At 35.1% G+C, this 18,790-nt stretch carries 21 protein-coding genes; 5 read left to right on the top strand and 16 right to left on the bottom strand.

Features of this window, described 5'->3' with window-relative positions; all coding sequences use genetic code 11:
- Positions 1-54: 54 nt before the first annotated feature.
- Positions 55-411, bottom strand: coding sequence for a hypothetical protein (locus IEV69_RS01030; protein WP_188438577.1), 357 nt, complete (start codon positions 409-411; stop codon positions 55-57).
- Between the two features lie 98 nt (positions 412-509).
- Between IEV69_RS01030 and IEV69_RS01025 the strand changes: the two genes are divergently transcribed.
- Positions 510-1,031, top strand: a complete 522-nt coding sequence (locus tag IEV69_RS01025) for a CvpA family protein (RefSeq protein ID WP_188438575.1) — start codon at positions 510-512, stop codon at positions 1,029-1,031.
- On the opposite strand, the gene can is transcribed toward IEV69_RS01025, so the two are convergent.
- The 13 genes from can to IEV69_RS00960 form a co-directional block, all read right to left on the bottom strand.
- Positions 1,028-1,663, bottom strand: coding sequence for a carbonate dehydratase (gene can / locus IEV69_RS01020; RefSeq protein ID WP_188438573.1), 636 nt, complete (start codon positions 1,661-1,663; stop codon positions 1,028-1,030). The genes IEV69_RS01025 and can overlap by 4 nt on opposite strands.
- A gap of 222 nt (positions 1,664-1,885) precedes the next feature.
- Entirely contained in the window at positions 1,886-2,644 is a 759-nt protein-coding gene (locus IEV69_RS01015) for a carbonic anhydrase family protein (RefSeq protein ID WP_188438570.1), read from the bottom strand.
- A gap of 63 nt (positions 2,645-2,707) precedes the next feature.
- Entirely contained in the window at positions 2,708-3,367 is a 660-nt protein-coding gene (locus IEV69_RS01010; RefSeq protein ID WP_188438569.1) for a DUF2490 domain-containing protein, read from the bottom strand.
- 202 nt (positions 3,368-3,569) lie between these two features.
- Entirely contained in the window at positions 3,570-3,869 is a 300-nt protein-coding gene (locus IEV69_RS01005; RefSeq protein ID WP_188438567.1) for a hypothetical protein, read from the bottom strand.
- Between the two features lie 77 nt (positions 3,870-3,946).
- Positions 3,947-4,696 carry an SH3 domain-containing protein gene (locus tag IEV69_RS01000; RefSeq protein WP_188438565.1) on the bottom strand — a complete coding sequence of 250 codons (750 nt, stop codon included), beginning with the start codon at positions 4,694-4,696 and terminating at the stop codon, positions 3,947-3,949.
- 57 nt (positions 4,697-4,753) lie between these two features.
- Positions 4,754-6,514 carry a BatD family protein gene (locus IEV69_RS00995; RefSeq protein WP_188438563.1) on the bottom strand — a complete coding sequence of 587 codons (1,761 nt, stop codon included), beginning with the start codon at positions 6,512-6,514 and terminating at the stop codon, positions 4,754-4,756.
- Positions 6,515-6,606: 92 nt separating this feature from the next.
- A complete protein-coding gene (locus IEV69_RS00990) occupies positions 6,607-7,413 on the bottom strand; it encodes a tetratricopeptide repeat protein (RefSeq protein ID WP_188438562.1) in 807 nt (268 codons plus the stop codon).
- Positions 7,410-8,450: a vWA domain-containing protein gene (locus IEV69_RS00985; RefSeq protein WP_188438560.1), complete on the bottom strand. Its 1,041-nt coding sequence runs from the start codon at positions 8,448-8,450 to the stop codon at positions 7,410-7,412. Before IEV69_RS00985 ends, IEV69_RS00990 begins: the two co-directional genes overlap by 4 nt.
- Positions 8,451-9,461, bottom strand: a complete 1,011-nt coding sequence (locus IEV69_RS00980) for a vWA domain-containing protein (protein WP_229741251.1) — start codon at positions 9,459-9,461, stop codon at positions 8,451-8,453. It lies immediately after the preceding gene.
- Positions 9,458-11,104, bottom strand: coding sequence for a DUF4381 domain-containing protein (locus tag IEV69_RS00975; protein WP_188438558.1), 1,647 nt, complete (start codon positions 11,102-11,104; stop codon positions 9,458-9,460). Before IEV69_RS00975 ends, IEV69_RS00980 begins: the two co-directional genes overlap by 4 nt.
- Before the next feature lie 29 nt (positions 11,105-11,133).
- On the bottom strand, positions 11,134-12,003 hold the full coding sequence (locus IEV69_RS00970; protein ID WP_188438556.1) for a DUF58 domain-containing protein: 870 nt from the start codon (positions 12,001-12,003) through the stop codon (positions 11,134-11,136).
- 79 nt (positions 12,004-12,082) lie between these two features.
- Positions 12,083-13,087, bottom strand: a complete 1,005-nt coding sequence (locus tag IEV69_RS00965; RefSeq protein WP_188438554.1) for an AAA family ATPase — start codon at positions 13,085-13,087, stop codon at positions 12,083-12,085.
- Between the two features lie 139 nt (positions 13,088-13,226).
- Positions 13,227-14,009, bottom strand: coding sequence for a DUF4382 domain-containing protein (locus tag IEV69_RS00960; protein ID WP_188438552.1), 783 nt, complete (start codon positions 14,007-14,009; stop codon positions 13,227-13,229).
- 149 nt (positions 14,010-14,158) lie between these two features.
- Here IEV69_RS00960 and IEV69_RS00955 point away from each other — a divergent pair, with 149 nt between their 5' ends.
- From IEV69_RS00955 to IEV69_RS00940, 4 genes are read left to right on the top strand one after another with little or no spacing between them, the layout of a single operon-like run.
- Complete coding sequence (locus tag IEV69_RS00955; RefSeq protein WP_188438550.1) at positions 14,159-14,923, top strand: SDR family NAD(P)-dependent oxidoreductase; 765 nt, start codon at positions 14,159-14,161, stop codon at positions 14,921-14,923.
- Between the two features lie 46 nt (positions 14,924-14,969).
- Positions 14,970-16,106, top strand: a complete 1,137-nt coding sequence (locus tag IEV69_RS00950; RefSeq protein WP_188438548.1) for an ATP-binding protein — start codon at positions 14,970-14,972, stop codon at positions 16,104-16,106.
- Positions 16,107-16,112: 6 nt separating this feature from the next.
- Positions 16,113-16,844, top strand: a complete 732-nt coding sequence (locus IEV69_RS00945) for a metallophosphoesterase (protein WP_188438546.1) — start codon at positions 16,113-16,115, stop codon at positions 16,842-16,844.
- Positions 16,845-16,893: 49 nt separating this feature from the next.
- Positions 16,894-17,427: a DUF3575 domain-containing protein gene (locus IEV69_RS00940; RefSeq protein WP_188438545.1), complete on the top strand. Its 534-nt coding sequence runs from the start codon at positions 16,894-16,896 to the stop codon at positions 17,425-17,427.
- A gap of 3 nt (positions 17,428-17,430) precedes the next feature.
- Here IEV69_RS00940 and IEV69_RS00935 read toward each other — a convergent pair whose 3' ends face one another.
- Positions 17,431-17,793, bottom strand: a complete 363-nt coding sequence (locus tag IEV69_RS00935) for a peptidase associated/transthyretin-like domain-containing protein (protein ID WP_188438543.1) — start codon at positions 17,791-17,793, stop codon at positions 17,431-17,433.
- 68 nt (positions 17,794-17,861) lie between these two features.
- On the bottom strand, positions 17,862-18,722 hold the full coding sequence (locus IEV69_RS00930) for a T9SS type A sorting domain-containing protein (protein ID WP_188438541.1): 861 nt from the start codon (positions 18,720-18,722) through the stop codon (positions 17,862-17,864).
- Positions 18,723-18,790 lie beyond the last annotated feature (68 nt).

The raw sequence follows: 18,790 nt of genomic DNA, 5'->3' as shown, positions 1-18,790 counted from the left end.
CGAGGTTTAATAGAAGAAGTTTAATCCACACAATCTGAACTTTTTAAAATAAATTTAAGATATAATCTTTTTCTCTAAAAAATATTCAACAATGGCTTCTTTCATTAAAATGCTTTGTTCACCGGCTTTTAAAGGCGGCAAATGCTCTTTAATTTTATAATGAGGCCAGCCGTCTTCATCCTGATAGTCAAATTCATAAAACCCAAATGGCTCTAACAAACGGCAAACAGCAATGTGCATTAAGTTTAATTTTTCATCTTTCTTAAATTTTCGGTCAAAATGACCAAACTCCTGAACACCCACCAAATAAATGACGGCATCTATATCGAGCGTTTCACCATCGGCAAATTTTTGACTTAATAAGTGCACTACCCTTTCCCAGCGTTCTTTTAATTGTATGTCTCTTACCATGTGCTTTTAAGATAATTAATTGTTTATTACTATTATCTGTGCAAAGATACAAACCCCTTTTCAAGTTTTACTATATTTACACAGCTTAAACCCTTTTTATGAATAGTATTGATATTGTTTTAGGAATCTTTTTATTGATCGGACTGGTTCAAGGATTTAGAAAAGGGCTTTTTGTGCAATTGGCTTCTTTGGCGGGTCTTTTTTTAGGCGTGATAGGTGCTATCTATTTTTCACATTATGTAGCGTCATTCTTGGTTTCGCAAACAAACTGGAGCGAACACACCCTAAATCTTGCAGCCTTTGCCATCACCTTTATTGGCATTGTTTTTTTGGTTTCAGTGATTGCAAGAATTATTACAAAAGCTGCAGATTTTGCTGCTCTGGGACTTGTAAATAAATTGATGGGAAGTTTGTTTGGTGTTTTAAAAATGGGGTTTATCGCCAGTGTAATTCTTCTTTTTTTGAATTCTTTTGAAACCGAAGTTTTATTTTTAAATGAAGAAAAAAAGGAAGCATCCATTTTATATAAGCCTGTTTCAAAGCTTGCGCCCTTGGTACTTCCTAAATTGATTAAAAGTATTGAAGGGTATGTTAATGATAAAGAGGAGTTTGAAACTTAAAAATTAAGCTGATAGACCTCTTCCAGTTGTTTGTCATTACTGATATTTACATTTAAATCATTCACAATACCTGATCCAACCCCGTAAGCCCAACCGTGAAGGGTTAACTCCTGATTATGTTTCCAAGCAGTTTGAACTATGGATGTTTTTGCCAAGTCAAACACCTGTTCTTTTACATTGAGTTCCACAAAAGTATCAAAGCGTTTATCTTCATCTTCAATTGCGTCCAGTTCTTTTTTATGAAGTCTATAAACATCTTTAATGTGTCTTATCCAGTTGTCAATAACCCCATAGGATTGATTGCTCATAGCAGCTTTCACTCCTCCACAACCATAATGGCCACAAACAATAACGTGTTTTACTTTAAGTACACTCACGGCATAATCTACAACACTTAACATATTCATATCTGAATGCACTACCATATTTGCTATGTTTCTGTGAACAAAAACCTCTCCTGGTTTTGCGCCGATGATTTGGTTTGCAGGTACGCGGCTGTCTGCACAACCAATCCATAGTAATGGTGGCTGCTGCCCTTTAGCTAATTTTTCAAAATACTCTGCGTCTTCTGAAAGTTTGCTCTCCACCCATTTTTTATTATTGTCTAAAAGCGATTTATAAAATGCATCCATAGTATTTAATTATTTAATTATTTAAAATTAGTTTTTTTAATCGTTAAAATCTATTGAAGCCTCTTTTTTCAACAAAAAATTCCTTTTTTCATTTTCAATACTACCAAATATGAAGTTTTAAAATAACTCTTTTAGTGTTAAATTAAATAAAAAATGTTGACAGGCAAACCTGTCAACATCTTTTAAGAAATCATTGTTTAACAAATATCAAACAATAGGGCATTATTCTAAAAATATAACTTCACCTGTGTCCAAATCATAAACGCCTCCAACAATTTTTATTTCACCTTTTTCTTCCATTTCTTTGAGAATGGAACTGTTTGCTCTTATTTTCTCAATGGTGTGTCTTACGTTATTTTCACAAACCAGGTCAACAAACTCTTGGTTTGATGAGGTTCTGTCGCCTTCATATTCAGTTTGTTCAACAACAGGTCTAATATTTGACAACAAACCGCTAATATTACCAAGTTTAACATCGTCTACTGCAGCCTTGACAGCACCACAGTGCTCGTGCCCCATTACTAAAACGAGTTTTGAACCCGATACTTTAGTGGCAAATTCCATACCGCCTAATTGGTCTTCATTGGCAAAGTTTCCGGCAACACGACCTACAAATATATCGCCAATACCCCTGTCAAAAACATCTTCTACAGGAACACGGCTGTCAATACAAGATAATACAACTGCTTTGGGATACTGACCTGAAGCTGTCTCTCTCACATCTTTAGAATGGTCCCTAACGGTTAAATCATTATTCATAAACCGCATGTTTCCATCTTTAAAAATTTGTAAAACTTCATCAGGGGTCATAGCATCGCGTTCTTCTTTTGATAAAACTTTATTTACCAGGGGTTCTTGATTTATTTCTAGAGTATCTTTATCTTCTTGCGTAATATTTTGATTTTGGTTTGTGGTTTTATCATTACATGATACCAGTGATATCAGCATTAATGATACACCAAAAATAATTAACTTTTTCATTGTTTAAGTTTTTAAGATTATTGCTTACTTTTTTAAACGGTGTTCAGCATGTCCGTATGTAATTTAAAAGTTTATAAATGTTATAATGTTGAGTTGGTTTCGTGAACTGTTTTGTAATGTTTGGTTCATAAAACCGATTTCAGATTTTATGCTCTTTGAAAATCTGTAACCCAGGCTACCATACAATCGGTTTCGGTCAAAATAGTTTCCTTCGGTATTTAGGAAAACTTCATTATACATTGACAAATAAAAAGTATTGTCCATGGTTTCTTTTTGAGACAAGGAATAGTTTAGTCCTAAGAAATACCTCAGCCTGAGTTTGAAGTCTTCTTCAATAAAACGCTGTTCAAAACGATACCGATGCTGCAGTGACAGTTTATTGAAATTTTGACGTGTAATAAACTGTTGATAAATCCTGTGCTCATTAAAGTTTGTTTTATCGTCTGAATTTCCAATGTAGGGCTCACTGTATATGAAACCATAACCCAACAATAAGTTGTTGTTCTTTTCACTTAAATTGTAACCAAGGCCTGCCCTTAACAACAATTGTTCTGTATCACCAATAAAATTGAAGTTACGGTATTGAACTTCGTGATGCAGATTCCACTTTTCATTAATTTGCTTGTTCCCAAAATAAATCCACCAATTGCCAATATCACTATTTTGAGATTGTGCCGGAATCGAAATCATTATTAATAAAATAAAGTATACAATGTTTTTCATTAATCTTCAAATTAAATTTATAGAACATACTTTTAACAAGTCCTTGCCTAATTACAGTCTCTTGATGAGAATAATAGATAGAATTTCCTGAGAAAATTAACTGAGTTTCCTTTAAATTGTTTATTAAAAATGAGCGACCACTCAATTACTGCATCTCATTATGAAAAATGAATGCACAGGAAATACTTAATACCAAAAGAAGTTATACAATCTCGGGTGGTGGAGAATTTATTTCAAAATAAACTGTACTCCAAATGGGTTCTGAAGATTTTAAAGAATTTTTAATGTTTAATCCATTCAAATCAGAATCATAAGAATATATTTTATGGATCTGTTTATTTTCACTTTCATCTATTGACCGTTCAGAATGAGTTTTTTCTTCTTCGGTAGTCGAATGAATATAAGAAATATCTGGAGAATTATCAAATAAAGCAACAAAAGTAGGTGTTGCCAAAAAAGCCCAAAAAAGTAAAATAAAAAATAAGCTTACGAATTGACGCATATTTTTGAATTATTTGAAGGCAAAAATAAACAAAGAATAAAATATTATTGTTAATACAATATTAAATCTCAGACGTGCTATAACTCCTTTAAATCCCCTTTTTGCACCCAACCGTCTTTGCCATCTGCAAGCTGCACACGAAACCAGTCATCATCTTCATCAATTATTTCAACTTTAGTTCCTTCATGCAATACAAAGGAAGTTTCGCTTCGGTTTAAGGGTTCACTCCTCACCTGGGTACTGGTGGCAAAAATAATTCCTGAACGATCATTTGTAAAGCTATTATAACTCATAAATGCGATGTAAAGGCTAACAATTGCAAAAAACAAAACAATAAAAGCTCCTGAAAAATAGATTCTTTTAATTGAGGATCTTCTTGAAAAGAAGTAGATTAAAAATAGTATTGCAAACACAAAAACTAAAAAAACGCTCATCCATGCCCAAGTGTCAAATGAAAAAGCTGAAATTGCATTTTCAACCCAAGTAGAGATTAGATTTTTAGGGAGTGGTTCAATAATATCTACTGTTTGGCTTTGTGCTATGGCTAGGTTATTTTCAATGTCTGAATCACCCGGTGCAAGATTTAAAGCTTTTTCATAATAATAAATACTGGGTGCAATTTCATTTGACTTAAAATAGGCATTTCCTAAGTTGTAATACAACGCAGCAGAATGTTTACCGGACTCCAAAATTGACTCCCAAGTATTAATAGCTGCTTCATAATTGGCTTCTTTATAGTGTGATTTACCCTCTTCAAAAGCATTTTCGTTTTGTGGAAAAGCAACAAAGCTAAGAGTAAATACCACTATATAAATCAACGTTTTCATCTAGATAAAATTTACAATCTACAGGTTAAATAGTATAATTTCCGGCTGGAAAGGTCTTTAAATTTGCTTGTCAATACTTGAAATAACATCCACAGATTTTTCATAATCCATTTGAATTGCTCCTTCGGTTGTGGGTGTATAGCGGGCATATTCACAACTTTTTAAAATGTCAATAAATTCGCTTGCTGAATCTTGTTTGACTCCTTTATCAAGTAAAATTCCTTCTATGCGCTCTTTAGAAAAGTCTGAAGTTTCAATTGTAAGTTTTGCTTTCAAATAGTTGTGCAATGCACGTTCTAAGGACTCATAAAATAACTTTTGGTCTCCTCTGTTTTTCTTAGCTTCTGAAAGATATTTTTTTGCTAGTCTGTTTGCTTTTCTTAATCGTTGACCTGCTACATCATTTTCAATTTCCTTGCGTTTTAACCCTACAAAAATAAAAATTGGTATCATTAACATAGGCCCTGTTATTAGTGACCAAAAAAGTGGTGATTTAAAAAAGTGAGGCTGTTTCTCTTCCACCAAGTTTGGCTTAAGCTTAATATACTTGAACTGCTCACTATTTAAAACAACAGGTTGCCTTTTAGGTGACGATGAGCTATTTGAAGGAGTGCCGGCTACAGAACCGCCTTCTACTTCTATTTCAAAGCCTTCTGTAGTTAAAGTTTTATAGGAATTTGTTTCCAGATCAAAATAGCTGAAAGAAAACGGGTCGATAGAGTAATTTCCCTGAAATTGTGGAATAACAGTATAACTTTCACTTATACTGCCTCTCATTCCCGAAAGTGTGGTGTTTACATTTTCTTTATATTCCGGTTCATAAACTTCAAACGTGTTTGGAAGTGTTATTTTAGGAGGATTAAACAGTTTTAAATTTCCATTCCCCTTTACTTGAACCACGAGTTCTAAAGATTCACTCGCATCAAGTTTTGTCTTGTTTGTTTTTATATCCAAATCAAATTTACCCACCGCCCCTGAAAAATTTGCAGGTTGTCCCTCAAGCGGAAGTGGTTTTACATCAATCGTTCGGGTTGAAGAAGTAAGTGTTCTGTTGACGCGGGTCATAAAAGGGCGGCCAAAAATATCTCGTCTGTTTGTTCTCACCTCCACCTGAACATCTAATGCCAGGGGTTCAATTTCAAGCTTACCAGATTTTTGAGGATATAGCACGGTGCTTCTCAAAATTGCATATCGATAAGGCTTACCTTGATAAGTGCCTTCGTGCACCTGCAATTGGTCATTGTCAATATTTTGACTCCAAAAATCAGCATATTTTGGACGGTCAATTTCGCGCCAGCCACTAACTGAAGTTTCAGGGGAAACATAAAGCTTATAAACTACTGTGATCCCTTCATTCAAATAAGGATTGGTTTTTGAAATTTCAGCTACCAGATGTATGTCTCCCTGTGATGCTATGTCTTTGTTGTCACCATCCTTTGGCGTGTCAACTGCCGTAACCACTTCTACATCAATTGGTATAGTTTTATAAATTTCATCATCAATTTCAATGCTGGCCTGACCAATTGTAAACGTTCCTTTTGCTGTGGGTGATAAGAAGTAGCTGTAAGTTTTTGAATACGTGCGTTTCCCGTTAATCCACATATTACTAACCGATTGATTGGGACCTGCAACAACTCTAAAGCCATTGAAACTTGGAGGTTGAAAATTATCTCCATCCTGATTCATCTCAAAATCAACACGGAGACGCTCATTTACACCAAGTTTTTCCTTGCTCACCTTCGCTTCAAATTTTACTTGAGCAAACAGTGGGCCTGCGAGTAAAAAAAAGAGAGCAACAAATATATGTTGGGTTTTCATAATTATTGATTCACGTGCGAATTTAAAATTCCTTTTGCTTGGTTAGTATTAATCTTTACTTAAAAAATTTAAAAATATTCATAAAAAGTTAATTACCAGTCTTTATCAGTCTTTACTTTGACTCCTTTTTGTTTTTCGGCATTTATTTTATCCTGAACTTTCTTTTCTTCGTTATTCATGGCTTCAAGCAGGTTTTTGATTTGTTGGGGAGACAATTTTCCTTCTACAGGTTTTGGTTGTCCCTGATCTTGACCTTCTTTTTCTTCTTTTGGATCTCCTTGGTCACTTTGTTCAGGGTTTTGTTTTTCTTCTTCTCCTTCACCACTCTTATCCTTATTGTCTTGTCCTTCGTTCCCTTGGTTTTGTTCTTCCTGATTTTCGCCTTCTTGCTCTTCGTTTTGATTTTCTTGCTCTTGTTCATCATCTCCGCCACCACCACTGTCACCGTGTTCTTCAAGCATTTTTTTTGCTAATGCTAAATTATATCTTGTTTCGTCGTCTTTTGGGTTGTATCGTAATGCATTTTTATATGCTTCCACTGCCGGTTTATATTGTTTTTTGTTCATAAAGGCATTCCCTAAATTATGAAATATTTTGTGTTTTTCTGCTTTTGTTTCTGCAACTTCGGCAGCTTGTATAAATCGTTTTGAAGCTTCCGAGTTTTTGTCTCTTTTATAATAGGCATTTCCTAAATTGAATTTTGCAGTAGCATTTTGGGGGTCGGTGGCAATAACGGTTCTGTATGCCGCTTCCGCGGAAGCAAAATCATCTTCTTCCATAGCATCTTGAGCTTTGGAAAGTAATTCTTTTATCTCTTTTTGACGTGCCAGCTCCTCTTTAGTTTGTGAAAAAAGAAAAGAAAAACTCAACAGCAGTATGAAAATCAGCGTATTTCTCATTTGGTTTTTTCATTAAAAAGGTTCAACTTTTCTAACCAAAAAGTTTTTCTTTCCAGCAAGAAGATATCAAGAAAGAATAATAATAAAGCGCCGGCTAAAAACCATTGGTATTGACTTTTAAATGCCGAAAACTGCATAGTTTCAAACTCTTCTTTGTCAAGCTTGTTAAGATAATCTTTAACTCCATCAACAACCTCAGTTGTGGAATCTCCATAAAGAAAGAGTCCGTCAGTAGTTTGAGCAATTTGTTTTAAAACCACATCATCCATTTTGGTGATTACACGATCCCCGTTTTTGTCTCTGTAGTATTCCTGAAGAACTCCGTTTCTTTTAATGGGAATAGGACCGCCTGCAGGTGTTCCAACACCAATTGTAATCACTTTTATTCCAAGTTCTGACGCTTCGTTGATGGCATTTTCGATATTTCCCTGGTGATCCTCTCCATCTGATATGATAATCAGAACCCTGCTGGTTTGGTTTTCATTGTCATAATAGGTTTTTGACAACTCGATGGCTTCACCTATGGCTGTTCCTTGTGAGGAAACCATATCTGTATTCATTGAGTTGAGGAACATTCGCGCTGCATTATAATCTGTTGTGATGGGTAGTTGAGGAAATGCGGCGCCGGCATAACCAATAATTCCTACACGATCACCTCCCAGCGCATTTAAAAGCTGAGAAACGAGCTGTTTGGATTTTTCAAGCCGGTTTGGTGCTATATCTTCTGAAAGCATGCTTTTTGATACATCCATTGCAAAAACTACATCAACACCTTCGCGTTTTATTTCCTCCATTTGAGTCCCTACCCGGGGGTTTACAATTGCAATAATTAGTAAAATAAACGCAAATGAAAAAACCACGAGCTTTAAAACCGACTTAAATCTTGAATAAGCGGGGCTTAATTTTAGGAGCGCCTCTTGTTCTGCAAATTGTTTTTGGGCTTTTCGTTTCCAAAAGTAAAGCATTAAAAATGCCAGTAACACCAGAGGAATGATGCCTAACAAATACAAATAATATGATGCTTCCAGTTGATACATTTATATAAAACTTCTAAAAAGTGTGATTCTCAATAAAAACTCAAACAATAACAAACCTCCGGCTACCAATAAAAAGGGTCGGAATTTTTCTTCATAACTCGTAAACTGAAACTCTTCTATTTCAGTGGTTTCCAACTTGTTGATTTCGTCATAAATTTCTTCTAATTTACTTGTGCTTGCTGCTCTAAAATAAATGCCCCCCGTGAGCTGTGAAATTTCCTTTAAAAGCTCTTCATCAATTTCAACAGGCACATTTGCATACCTGAAAGACCCGTTTGGATTGATCGCCACAGGCGAAAGTGCCATCCCGGTTGTTCCCAGACCAATACTGTATACTTTGATCCCAAATTCAAGCGCAAGTTCGGTGGCGATTTTTGGGTCAATCACACCACTGTTATTTACACCGTCTGTTAATAAAATGACCACTTTACTTTCGGTGGGACTGTCTTTTAAACGGTTTACAGCTGTTGCAAGTCCCATTCCGATTGCTGTTCCGTCCTCAATGGCACCACCATAAGAAATGTTTTCAATGGCATTTACAATTACATTTTTATCAGTGGTTAAAGGTACTTGTGTGTAGCTTTCACCGGCATAAATAACAATGCCTATACGATCATTTGGCCTTTCCATTACAAAATCTGTTGCTACACTTTTAAGCGCTTCAAGTCGGTTGGGTTTCAAATCCCTGGCAAGCATGCTTCCTGAAACATCAACGGCCATAACAATGTCAATACCTTCAGTTTTTTTGATTTTTGAAGTGTTGTCAACATAACGTGGTCGTGCCATCGCTATGATGAGTAGAGACAAGGCAATGAGCCTAAAAATAATTAATACAGGCTTAAACTTTGGCAACCAATTGGAGCTGGTCTTAAAACCCTTTAATGACGAAAGTTTTACTGAAGCTGTACTCTTTTTGTATTTCCAAAAAAACCATGCTACAGCAACCGGAAGTAGTAAAAACAACCAGAAAAACTCAGGGTTTACAAATTCAAACTGTAATGGTATCATCATTTTTGTACTTCTATTTCAACAGAGTTTAATATTCTATCTTTAATTTGTTGTGCATATACATCTCCTTTTTCGATGACAATTAAAATTTCTTGGATTATGCCTCCTTGAGAAAAAATGAGTAATTCATATTCACTTTTTTCTTTTTTGTATTTATTTTCTCCCAAACTAATGTTGAATTCGCCTGAGGCTTTTATACCGTTAATTCCGTTTTCAGTGGTAAACGGTTCATCCATCACGATTAGATTGGTGGCCCCAGCCTCTTCGAGCAACAATAGCTTTTCTTCCATTATATTTTCTAAAGCTTCCGGGGTTGTATCCTGGGTTTTGGAACTTCCGATGTAGACATATATTTTTTCTCGGATATCTCCAAAAGTGAAAATATCTTCCAGGTTTTTAGAAATTACAAATTCTTCATCTGAAGTTTTTCGCACAAGTACATCAGGCGATTCTAAAATTACTGCCGGATAACCATACTCACTTTTTACCCAAGTTTTTTCAACAAGTGACCGGGTATAATTCCCTAAAAGGGTGTCTTTTATTTGATTGATTCCAAAGAGAAGTGTCGCTACAGCAAGCGCAATCATCAAAAAGGCAGCTACCCCTGTAACAATCAAAAGACGTTTTTTCCTTCTTTTTTTCTTAGCAAGTTCTTCTTTAAAGCGTTCGTCTTGTAACTTTTCTTCTTCGGTTGGCTCAGGAATTGATTCATGAGTTTCTTTGATGATTTCTTCAATCTCAGCTCGGTCAAGTTGCGCTTGGCCTGACTCCATTTGCATTTTGGCAAATTTGATTAAATCTGCTCTCATTAAAATCTCTCGCAACTTATTGATGGTTGCTTTGTCAAAATCAAGATGGCCGGCGTCTTTATGGAGTTGCAATTTACTGATTAGCTCGTCAGTTGTGCTTTCAAGTGCCGCTTCATCTACTTCCCTGTCTAAATAGCGTTTAACAATTTCGGTTAAACCGGAATAGTATTCCTTGATTTTGTTTTCTCTCAAAAATGCTGAAGTGTCAAGCGTTTGCAAGGCTACAAGTGCTTCTTCAAATGGTGGAAGTTGTTGTTTTGCCAGCTCAATTTTTTTCTTTTGCTTGAAAATTAAATAACCCAATAGTATCAGTGCTAATACAATGAGTAATGTCCAGAATAAGTAGTTTAACCAGTTGGATTTTACCGGCAGAACCTCTATGGCTGGTTTGATATCAAACATTTTTTGCTTGAGAGTGTCCACTTCCACATCAAATACTTCTACCAACAATGAGTCTGTATAAAAATTTTGATTGTTGATACTTACCATTTGAGATGGTATTACATACCTGCCGGAGTCGAATTGTGTAAGTCCATATTTTTTAATTAAACGTGTTTTTTGGTTCTCAAAAACCGAATCAGTAGGATAATATTCAATAACTTCTAAGGGTAAAAATCGTTGTCCTTCGGGAAACTGAACAGTATCAGTTGAATCAGATACGACTTCAATTGTATATTGAAACTCTTCCCCGATTTTTAATGCTGTTGTGTCTAAAGTTGCTTGTACTTGTGCTAAAGATGTATATGAAAAGCCTATGGTGATAAACAATAATAAAATCAACCTTGAGTTTCCAGGGAGATTAATCTTAAATTGATTTGTATTAAATTTTTGATTCATTTGTGTTTCTTCTGCAAACTACTTTTTGTTTATGTTCGATTTTTAAAATAACCCAACAGCTTTTTTACATAGCTTTCATCAACTCTACAATTCATAGTTCCAGCACCACTCTTTTTAAAAGTTTGCTGATAAAAGTTAACTTTTTCAAGGTAGTATTTGGCATAGCTGTTTCTCACTTTTTTAGAGGTTGTATCAACTAAAACTGATTCTCCTGTTTCTTCATCTTCTGCCATAACAACTCCCAGGTTTGGAATGTGTTCTTCTCTTTGGTCATAAATGCGAATTCCGGTCAAGTCGTGTTTTTTGGCTGCGATCTTTAGGGCATTTTCATAATTTTCTTCTGTAATAAAATCGGAAATCACAAAAGAGATGGCTTTCTTTTTCATCACATTTGATAGAAACTCCAGTGCATTAGAAATGTTGGTTTTTTTACTTTTTGGTTCAAATTCAATCAACTCTCTTATTATTCTCAGTACATGAGACTTTCCTTTTTTAGGTGGAATGTAAAACTCTATTTGATCAGTAAATAGAACAAGTCCAATTTTATCATTGTTCTGTAAAGCAGAAAAAGCCAATGTTGCAGCAATCTCTGTGATGATTTCATTTTTAAATTGTACTGTCGATCCAAAAAACTCAGAACCGCTGATGTCAACCAATAGCATTAAAGTTAGTTCGCGTTCTTCTTCAAAAACTTTAACAAAAGGCTCGTTGTAGCGTGCAGTCACGTTCCAGTCAATGTTTCTGACATCATCGCCAAATTGATACTGACGCACTTCGCTAAAGGTCATCCCTCTTCCTTTAAAAGCACTATGATATTCTCCTCCAAAAAGATGATCGCTCAACCTTCTGGTTTTAATTTCAATTTTCCGTACTTTTTTTAGAAGTTCTTTAGTATCCATAATGGGTTGTTAAGTGCTAGCTATTAACTATTGGAGTTGGTTTTTTCAAACAATCTCACCGCAAATGACTATTAACTGATTATGGCACTTCGATTTGGTTCACAATTTTATTGATAAGATCTTCAGAAGTGATGTTTTCAGCTTCAGCTTCATAAGTCACTCCAATTCTGTGACGAAGCACATCGTGAACTACGGCTCTAACATCTTCAGGGATTACATATCCCCTTCTTTTTATAAAAGCATAGCATTTTGATGCTATTGCCAGGTTGATGCTCCCTCGTGGAGACGCTCCATACTGAATAAGTGGTTTTAATTCTGACAGATTAAATTTTTCTGGCGTTCTGGTTGCAAAAATAATGTCGAGGATATATTTTTCGATTTTCTCATCCATATAAACCTCTCTGGCGGCATCTTGTGCTCTTTTTATCTGCTCTAAGGAAATCACAGGGTTTACTTTATTAAAACTTTCTTTCAGGTTTTGTCTAATGATAAGCTGTTCTTCATTTAAAAGCGGATATTTAATAACCGTTTTTAGCATAAATCGATCTACCTGAGCTTCGGGCAAAGGATAGGTTCCTTCTTGTTCAATCGGGTTCATAGTAGCCATTACCAGAAATGGTTTGTCAAGTTTATATGTTTCTTCTCCTATGGTTACTTGTTTTTCTTGCATTGCTTCAAGAAGTGCAGACTGCACTTTTGCAGGGGCACGGTTAATCTCATCTGCTAGTACAAAGTTTGCAAAAATGGGTCCTTTTTTTATACTGAAATCATTGAGTTTCATATTATAAATCAGGGTTCCAATAACGTCGGCCGGAAGTAAATCTGGAGTAAACTGAATTCTGCTAAAGCTTCCCTGAACTGCTTGCGACAAGGTATTAATTGCCAAAGTTTTTGCTAAACCGGGCACCCCTTCTAAAAGGATGTGTCCTTGTCCCAGTAAACCGATCAATAAGCGTTCAACCATATGCTTTTGGCCAACGATTACTTTATTCATTTCTAAAGAAAGGATATCAACAAAAGCACTTTCTTTTTCAATTTTTTCGTTTAATGCTCCAATGTCAATTGTTGCGTTTGGATCTTCCATTTTTATTGGGTTTTAGGGATGTTTTAATTAGGATGCAAATTGAAAAAATATCATCAGTTTTGTTGTTAACAATTGGTTAAAAATATCAGGCAGTGCTAATTAGCACCGCCTGAATAAATTTATTATTTAATAAGCAGGGTTACAAAAGCTCGATAGTGCCCATTGAGGTTACATTTCCGTTTACAACTTCAACATTTTCAATGACAATTATCTCAAATTCTGAAGTAAATTCAGGTTCAATTGTTACAGTATAAATTCCTTCTGAAACTCCGTGAAGCACAAAATTACCTTCTGCATTGGTATATGCAGAAACTGTGCCTTCATTATTTGAGGCTGTAACAAGAGATTGAACTCCCAAAGGTAATACCAGACCGGAAATTGAACCAGACTCAGCAGCAGTACTTGCTCTAATAACAGGTTTTAATAAATACCCTCCGTTTCCTTGTTCAACAATAGACTCTTCTACATTAAAATCGAGTGTAAATTCATAAAGAATTCCCGGTTCCAAGGTTTGATTAACCTGTACCTTTAAACCCGATTGTTGCGCACTGGGCGTCTGCAAAGGAAAGGTTTCCCCATCAATTACAACGGAGTTTTCTTCTCCCAAAACAAGTCTCATTTGAGTAATCGCACCTGAGGGGATTTCCTCATCTACCAGTAAAACACTTACTCCTCCTGTAAGCTCAAGTAAATCATATACTCCGGCATTGATATTGCCGATTGTTACTTCTTCTCCATTTTCTCCATAAATTATTCTTACATCTTGTACATCAACATAAACGTGTTCATAATCGCCTGGAGCATCAGTCAAATTCACCATTATACGTGAAGCTTGATCAGCATTAGAGTCGTCATCATCACTACATGCCACAAAAGAGAATAAGAGAATACTTAAAAAACTAATTTTTAAAATACATTTCATGATTTTTAGATTTAGGTTTATTAATCAAGTTAACCCCATAACAAAGGATAAAGTATTTTTTTAACAGTCGTTAACGCACTCATTAACTAAAATTAACTTCAATAAGAAAGATAAAAATGCTACATTTATGTTCTAATCATTCATCTTATATGACAGTTAAAACAGCATTAATAACAGGAGCTACTTCGGGGATAGGTCTAGCAACTGCTCAACTTTTTTCAAAAAACAATATCCGGCTAATTCTATGTGGAAGAAGAAAAGACCGTCTGGATGCCATTCAAAAAGAACTCTCAAAATTCACTGAAGTTCACACTCTTACTTTTGATGTTCGCAATAAAAATGAAGTTATAAAAAACGTCAAAAGTCTTCCAAAATCATTTTCTAAAATTGACATCCTCGTTAACAATGCAGGTAATGCACACGGACTTGATAACTTCCAAGAAGGGAGTATTGATGACTGGGATGCTATGATAGACATCAATGTAAAAGGCTTGCTTTATGTAACTAAAGCAGTGTTGCCGGGTATGCTTGAAAAAAACTCAGGCCATATAATCAATATAGGTTCTACTGCAGCCAAAGAAGTCTATCCAAAAGGAAGCGTTTATTGTGCCAGTAAAGCAGCAGTTGACTCTATTAACCAAGGTCTTCGCATTGATTTAAACGGAACAGGCATAAAAGTTGGCGCCATTCACCCGGGACTGGTAAAAACCGAATTCAGTGAAGTGCGGTTTAAAGGCAATAAAGATCGCGCAGACAAAGTCTACGACGGCTATCAACCACTTTTGCCACAAGACATAGCAGAGATCATTTACTTTGCCATAACGCGTCCAAAACACGTTAATATAGCAGATTTGGTTGTGATGAGTATTGACCAAGCCAGTAGCACCATTGTAAATAAAAAACAGAAAGTTTAAAAATTAAGATTCCTCCTCAAATAAATTTGGGGGCGGAAACATAATTATGATTAATAAACGCTTGCTTATCAAAAACCTTTTGGCTCACAATGATGAGTGTAGTTTTTATGATAAAAAATTAAAGTTTGATTTTAGTAACAAAGAAGGAAAAGCAAAGTTTTTAAAACATATTTGCGCGTTAAGTAATTCCAACCCCAAAAACAATTCCTATATCATTGTGGGTGTTGATGACACCAGCAACATAATTGTGGGGGTTGATTTTTTTGATGACAGTAAAATACAAAATCTTGTAAATGCCTATCTTGATAATGCCCCTTTAGTCACTTATGAAAACATCCCCTTTCCTCATTTAAAAGAGGGATTAGTCGTTGGTCTGGTAAGTATTAGGCCCATTGATCAAATCACTTCACTCAAAAAAAACATTTGGAAATATTGGGGCGGGAGTGTATTTTTTAGAGATGGCAGTATCTCAATGCCTAAAGTGTTTGATATTGAAATTAAAGATGTCAATTCAGCCATTGTTTCCGAAATTGAAAACCACGCCAAAAACAACATAAAACTTACGCTGGATGGTGTGATGGATTTTGTAGTGAATCGTCACAACGACCTTGAAACCCACTACAAGGTGTTTAAAGAAATTTTTGTTGTTTGCTGGGCAGGAATTCCTAAAAGAGTGCATGACACGGTGTTTTACTCGCGCGTAGATATTGAGTTGATTAACGAGCAGGTGCGTTTGTTTTATTCAGCTTTAGACAAAATAACCATTGAATTTTCTGAAGATTATTTCAAAATTGTTGAATTTGTCAAACTGGGGCTACACAACAACGTTAAATATTTTCCGCTGGAAGAGCTTTTAATCGTTTTTAACGAAAATGGTTCCTATAAAATTAACAGCAATCTTGTGTTTAACCCGCCTCAGTTTAATAAAAAAACATTGTATCATATTTACAACAGTAACAATGCGCTTATCGACAAACTCAAAAAAAATATATCATTAAATAAAGCTGAAGAAAAAGACATCATAAACCTTCCGGCAACCTATTTACTTTGCTATTTAAATAATTTTGAGGATGCAAAAACAAAACTAGAAGAAGCAAAGCCCTATATTAAATCATATGATGATAAAATCTATTCATCATATAAAGATGCAATGCGTATTTTAAGAAAAGTAAATTACAATTAAATTAAAATGAGAACTTTAGTAATTGGAGATGTTCACGGAGGATTGAAAGGTTTAAAACAAGCTCTTGACCGGGCTTCCGTTCAAAATAAGGACACCCTCATCTTTTTGGGTGATTATGTTGATGGCTGGAGCGAAAGTGCAGAAACGATTTCATATTTGAACAATCTTTCTAGTAACAACGAATGTATATTTATAAGAGGAAATCATGACGCCTTATGTCACCAATATCTGGCAAACAACGAAAAATCTTCCCTTTGGGTCCAACAAGGTGGTCAATCAAGTATTGACAGCTATAGCAATGTTGATAAAAACGAAATTGAAAGTCATATTTCCTTTTTTGAAAACCTTCAGGATTTTTATATTGATTCAAAAAATAACTTGTTCATTCATGCCGGTTTCCAAAACCTGCGTGGCCCAACTTTTGAACATTATGCAACCGCTGCATATTGGGATAGAACCCTTTGGGAACTTGCCCTGGCTTTAGACAAAAAATTAAAACCGGACCATCCTTTTTATCCGACTAGATTGAAATTGTTTGAACAAATTTATATTGGTCACACCCCAGTAACCCGAATTGGAAAAACAACCCCATATCAAGCAGCAAATGTCTGGAATATAGATACAGGAGCTGCGTTTAAAGGCCCGGTGACAATTATGGATATTAATACACAAGATTATTGGCAAAGTGATCCCGTTTGGACTTTATACCCCTCTGAAAAAGGAAGAAATCAACCTTGATATTTCTAAATTTAACTAACTTAGTAAACGACAATCAATCTGTTCAAAAATGAAAAAAACGCTCATACTAATTTTTGCATTGATTCTTTCGCTAAAACTCACTGCACAAGAGTTCCCAAACAATGAAATCAAACTCAATATTGCCAATGTGATTGCTATTGCCTCGGTTGAAGTGGGTTATGAATACCTGTTTGATTACAACCAGTCGATAGATGCCGAGATTTTAATCAATGATCGTATTAATTTTTATGATGAAACCAATTCAAAAAAGTTCAATACAAACAGTTTCAAATTGGGTTATAATTTCTATTTCGGAACTGAAAACCCCGGTTCGGGTTTGTTTTTTAATCCTTTTGTGAAGTACCGTTTTGGTGATTTTGAAGAAGAAACCAATTTTGGAGAGATAACAACTGATATGAATACGTTCATCGTTGGTTTGGGCTCCGGTTACAAATGGAATTTCAGCAATTCATTCATCATTGCTATTTATGGAAGCGTTGGACGAAACTTTAGCGATGAAGTAAAAGAGCGCTTCTCGGCAATCGAATTTCACGGCGGACTGGGAATTGGATATCGATTCTAATATTTATTCAGGCTGCAGCAATACTTCTACCTGTTGAGGAATCACATGACATTCATCTGAATTCACCGTGATGGTCTCCGAAATATAAGTAGCATACCCCTCAGCCGAAACTCTGAGGATATAATTTCCTTCCCGCTCCCAGGCTCCCACAAAAGAGGGTACAATACCCTCCATATATTCTTGGGTTTCAGAATAATTGCCATCAGTTGCTAGAACTGTGGTTCCTAAACCCAAATAATTGTTTGTTATAGCATTTTTAACCGTGACATTTAATCCTGCTCTGGCTTCCTGAGTGCAGGCAACATCATCATTTTGATTACAACCTAAAACAACTAATGCTGATAGGATTAAAAAAATATTTTTCAATTGAGTGAATTTTACTTCAAATGTATACAATTTGAGCTTAGATTGTGAAGTGTAAAAAATAAAAATGATTATTTAACAACGACTTTTTTTACGCTAGTTCTTTCATTGTAGCTAAGTTGCGCAAAGTACAGGCCGGGACCGATTCCATTCAGGCGAATAGTGCTTTTAAACTGTAAAAGTTTTTCCTCATAAACTATTCTTCCAAGTGCATCAAAAATAACAAGTGATGTGCCAATCAATTCATTACTATTTAATAAGATTTCAAAGTTCCCGTTGTTTGGGTTGGGCGATAATATAAACCCATTTGTTTTTTCAATTTCATTTAAGCTAAGTATATAAGAATACTCCAGTAATCCTGCATTTTCAACTATTTCAATATCAATAATTTCTTGAGCTAGTTGAGAGATGTCGCATCCATTACATCTTAAAAGGTAAAAATTTGGGATGCTAGGTGAAAGTTGGGAATAGTTATCTACCTGAAAAGCTTCAAATAGAATATTCAATGGCTCATGATCCGTTTGTACAATACCATCTTGAATGCCCAAAAACTCCAGGACCATTCCTGTATGATACTCTAAGTGCAACCTATCTAAAAAATAGGAAGCTTCATCATTGTATCTTATGTATTTGTATATTATATCGCTGTTTATCAATAAATCTTCAAACGCATTAGCCTGCTCAGGAACTACAAACATTGGAAATATATAATTACCGGGGTCATCATCAAAATAGTCTTCTTCATTCATTGCTATATAAATATCATAATCCCCATGCTCACTTAAAAAGCTGTAAAAAGGTTCCACTAATTGCCACTCGTCACCATTATTTTGAAAAATTTCTTCATAATTGGTAAAAACCTGAAACGTGTAATATTGCCCAATAGTGGCTTGAGAAACAAAAAATGCGACTATGAGAATTAACTTTTTCATCAAAAGGGTTTTACCAAATATAATAAAACCTCCTCAAAATGAGAAGGTTTTATTAATTCTAATTCCTA

It is taken from the genome of Planktosalinus lacus, from assembly GCF_014640155.1.
Lineage (GTDB): Bacteria > Bacteroidota > Bacteroidia > Flavobacteriales > Flavobacteriaceae > Planktosalinus > Planktosalinus lacus.
Note: the sequence above shows the minus strand (reverse complement) of the source record. Positions and strands in the feature narration are given on the sequence as shown.

Bases quoted from the DNA above. Each gene is read 5' to 3' on its own strand.
- IEV69_RS01030 (WP_188438577.1), bottom strand. From the start codon at position 411: ATGGTAAGAGACATACAATTAAAAGAACGCTGGGAAAGGGTAGTGCAC.
- IEV69_RS01025 (WP_188438575.1), top strand. From the start codon at position 510: ATGAATAGTATTGATATTGTTTTAGGAATCTTTTTATTGATCGGACTG.
- can (WP_188438573.1), bottom strand. From the start codon at position 1,663: ATGGATGCATTTTATAAATCGCTTTTAGACAATAATAAAAAATGGGTG.
- IEV69_RS01015 (WP_188438570.1), bottom strand. From the start codon at position 2,644: ATGAAAAAGTTAATTATTTTTGGTGTATCATTAATGCTGATATCACTG.
- IEV69_RS01010 (WP_188438569.1), bottom strand. From the start codon at position 3,367: ATGAAAAACATTGTATACTTTATTTTATTAATAATGATTTCGATTCCG.
- IEV69_RS01005 (WP_188438567.1), bottom strand. From the start codon at position 3,869: ATGCGTCAATTCGTAAGCTTATTTTTTATTTTACTTTTTTGGGCTTTT.
- IEV69_RS01000 (WP_188438565.1), bottom strand. From the start codon at position 4,696: ATGAAAACGTTGATTTATATAGTGGTATTTACTCTTAGCTTTGTTGCT.
- IEV69_RS00995 (WP_188438563.1), bottom strand. From the start codon at position 6,514: ATGAAAACCCAACATATATTTGTTGCTCTCTTTTTTTTACTCGCAGGC.
- IEV69_RS00990 (WP_188438562.1), bottom strand. From the start codon at position 7,413: ATGAGAAATACGCTGATTTTCATACTGCTGTTGAGTTTTTCTTTTCTT.
- IEV69_RS00985 (WP_188438560.1), bottom strand. From the start codon at position 8,450: ATGTATCAACTGGAAGCATCATATTATTTGTATTTGTTAGGCATCATT.
- IEV69_RS00980 (WP_229741251.1), bottom strand. From the start codon at position 9,461: ATGATGATACCATTACAGTTTGAATTTGTAAACCCTGAGTTTTTCTGG.
- IEV69_RS00975 (WP_188438558.1), bottom strand. From the start codon at position 11,104: ATGAATCAAAAATTTAATACAAATCAATTTAAGATTAATCTCCCTGGA.
- IEV69_RS00970 (WP_188438556.1), bottom strand. From the start codon at position 12,003: ATGGATACTAAAGAACTTCTAAAAAAAGTACGGAAAATTGAAATTAAA.
- IEV69_RS00965 (WP_188438554.1), bottom strand. From the start codon at position 13,087: ATGGAAGATCCAAACGCAACAATTGACATTGGAGCATTAAACGAAAAA.
- IEV69_RS00960 (WP_188438552.1), bottom strand. From the start codon at position 14,009: ATGAAATGTATTTTAAAAATTAGTTTTTTAAGTATTCTCTTATTCTCT.
- IEV69_RS00955 (WP_188438550.1), top strand. From the start codon at position 14,159: ATGACAGTTAAAACAGCATTAATAACAGGAGCTACTTCGGGGATAGGT.
- IEV69_RS00950 (WP_188438548.1), top strand. From the start codon at position 14,970: ATGATTAATAAACGCTTGCTTATCAAAAACCTTTTGGCTCACAATGAT.
- IEV69_RS00945 (WP_188438546.1), top strand. From the start codon at position 16,113: ATGAGAACTTTAGTAATTGGAGATGTTCACGGAGGATTGAAAGGTTTA.
- IEV69_RS00940 (WP_188438545.1), top strand. From the start codon at position 16,894: ATGAAAAAAACGCTCATACTAATTTTTGCATTGATTCTTTCGCTAAAA.
- IEV69_RS00930 (WP_188438541.1), bottom strand. From the start codon at position 18,722: ATGAAAAAGTTAATTCTCATAGTCGCATTTTTTGTTTCTCAAGCCACT.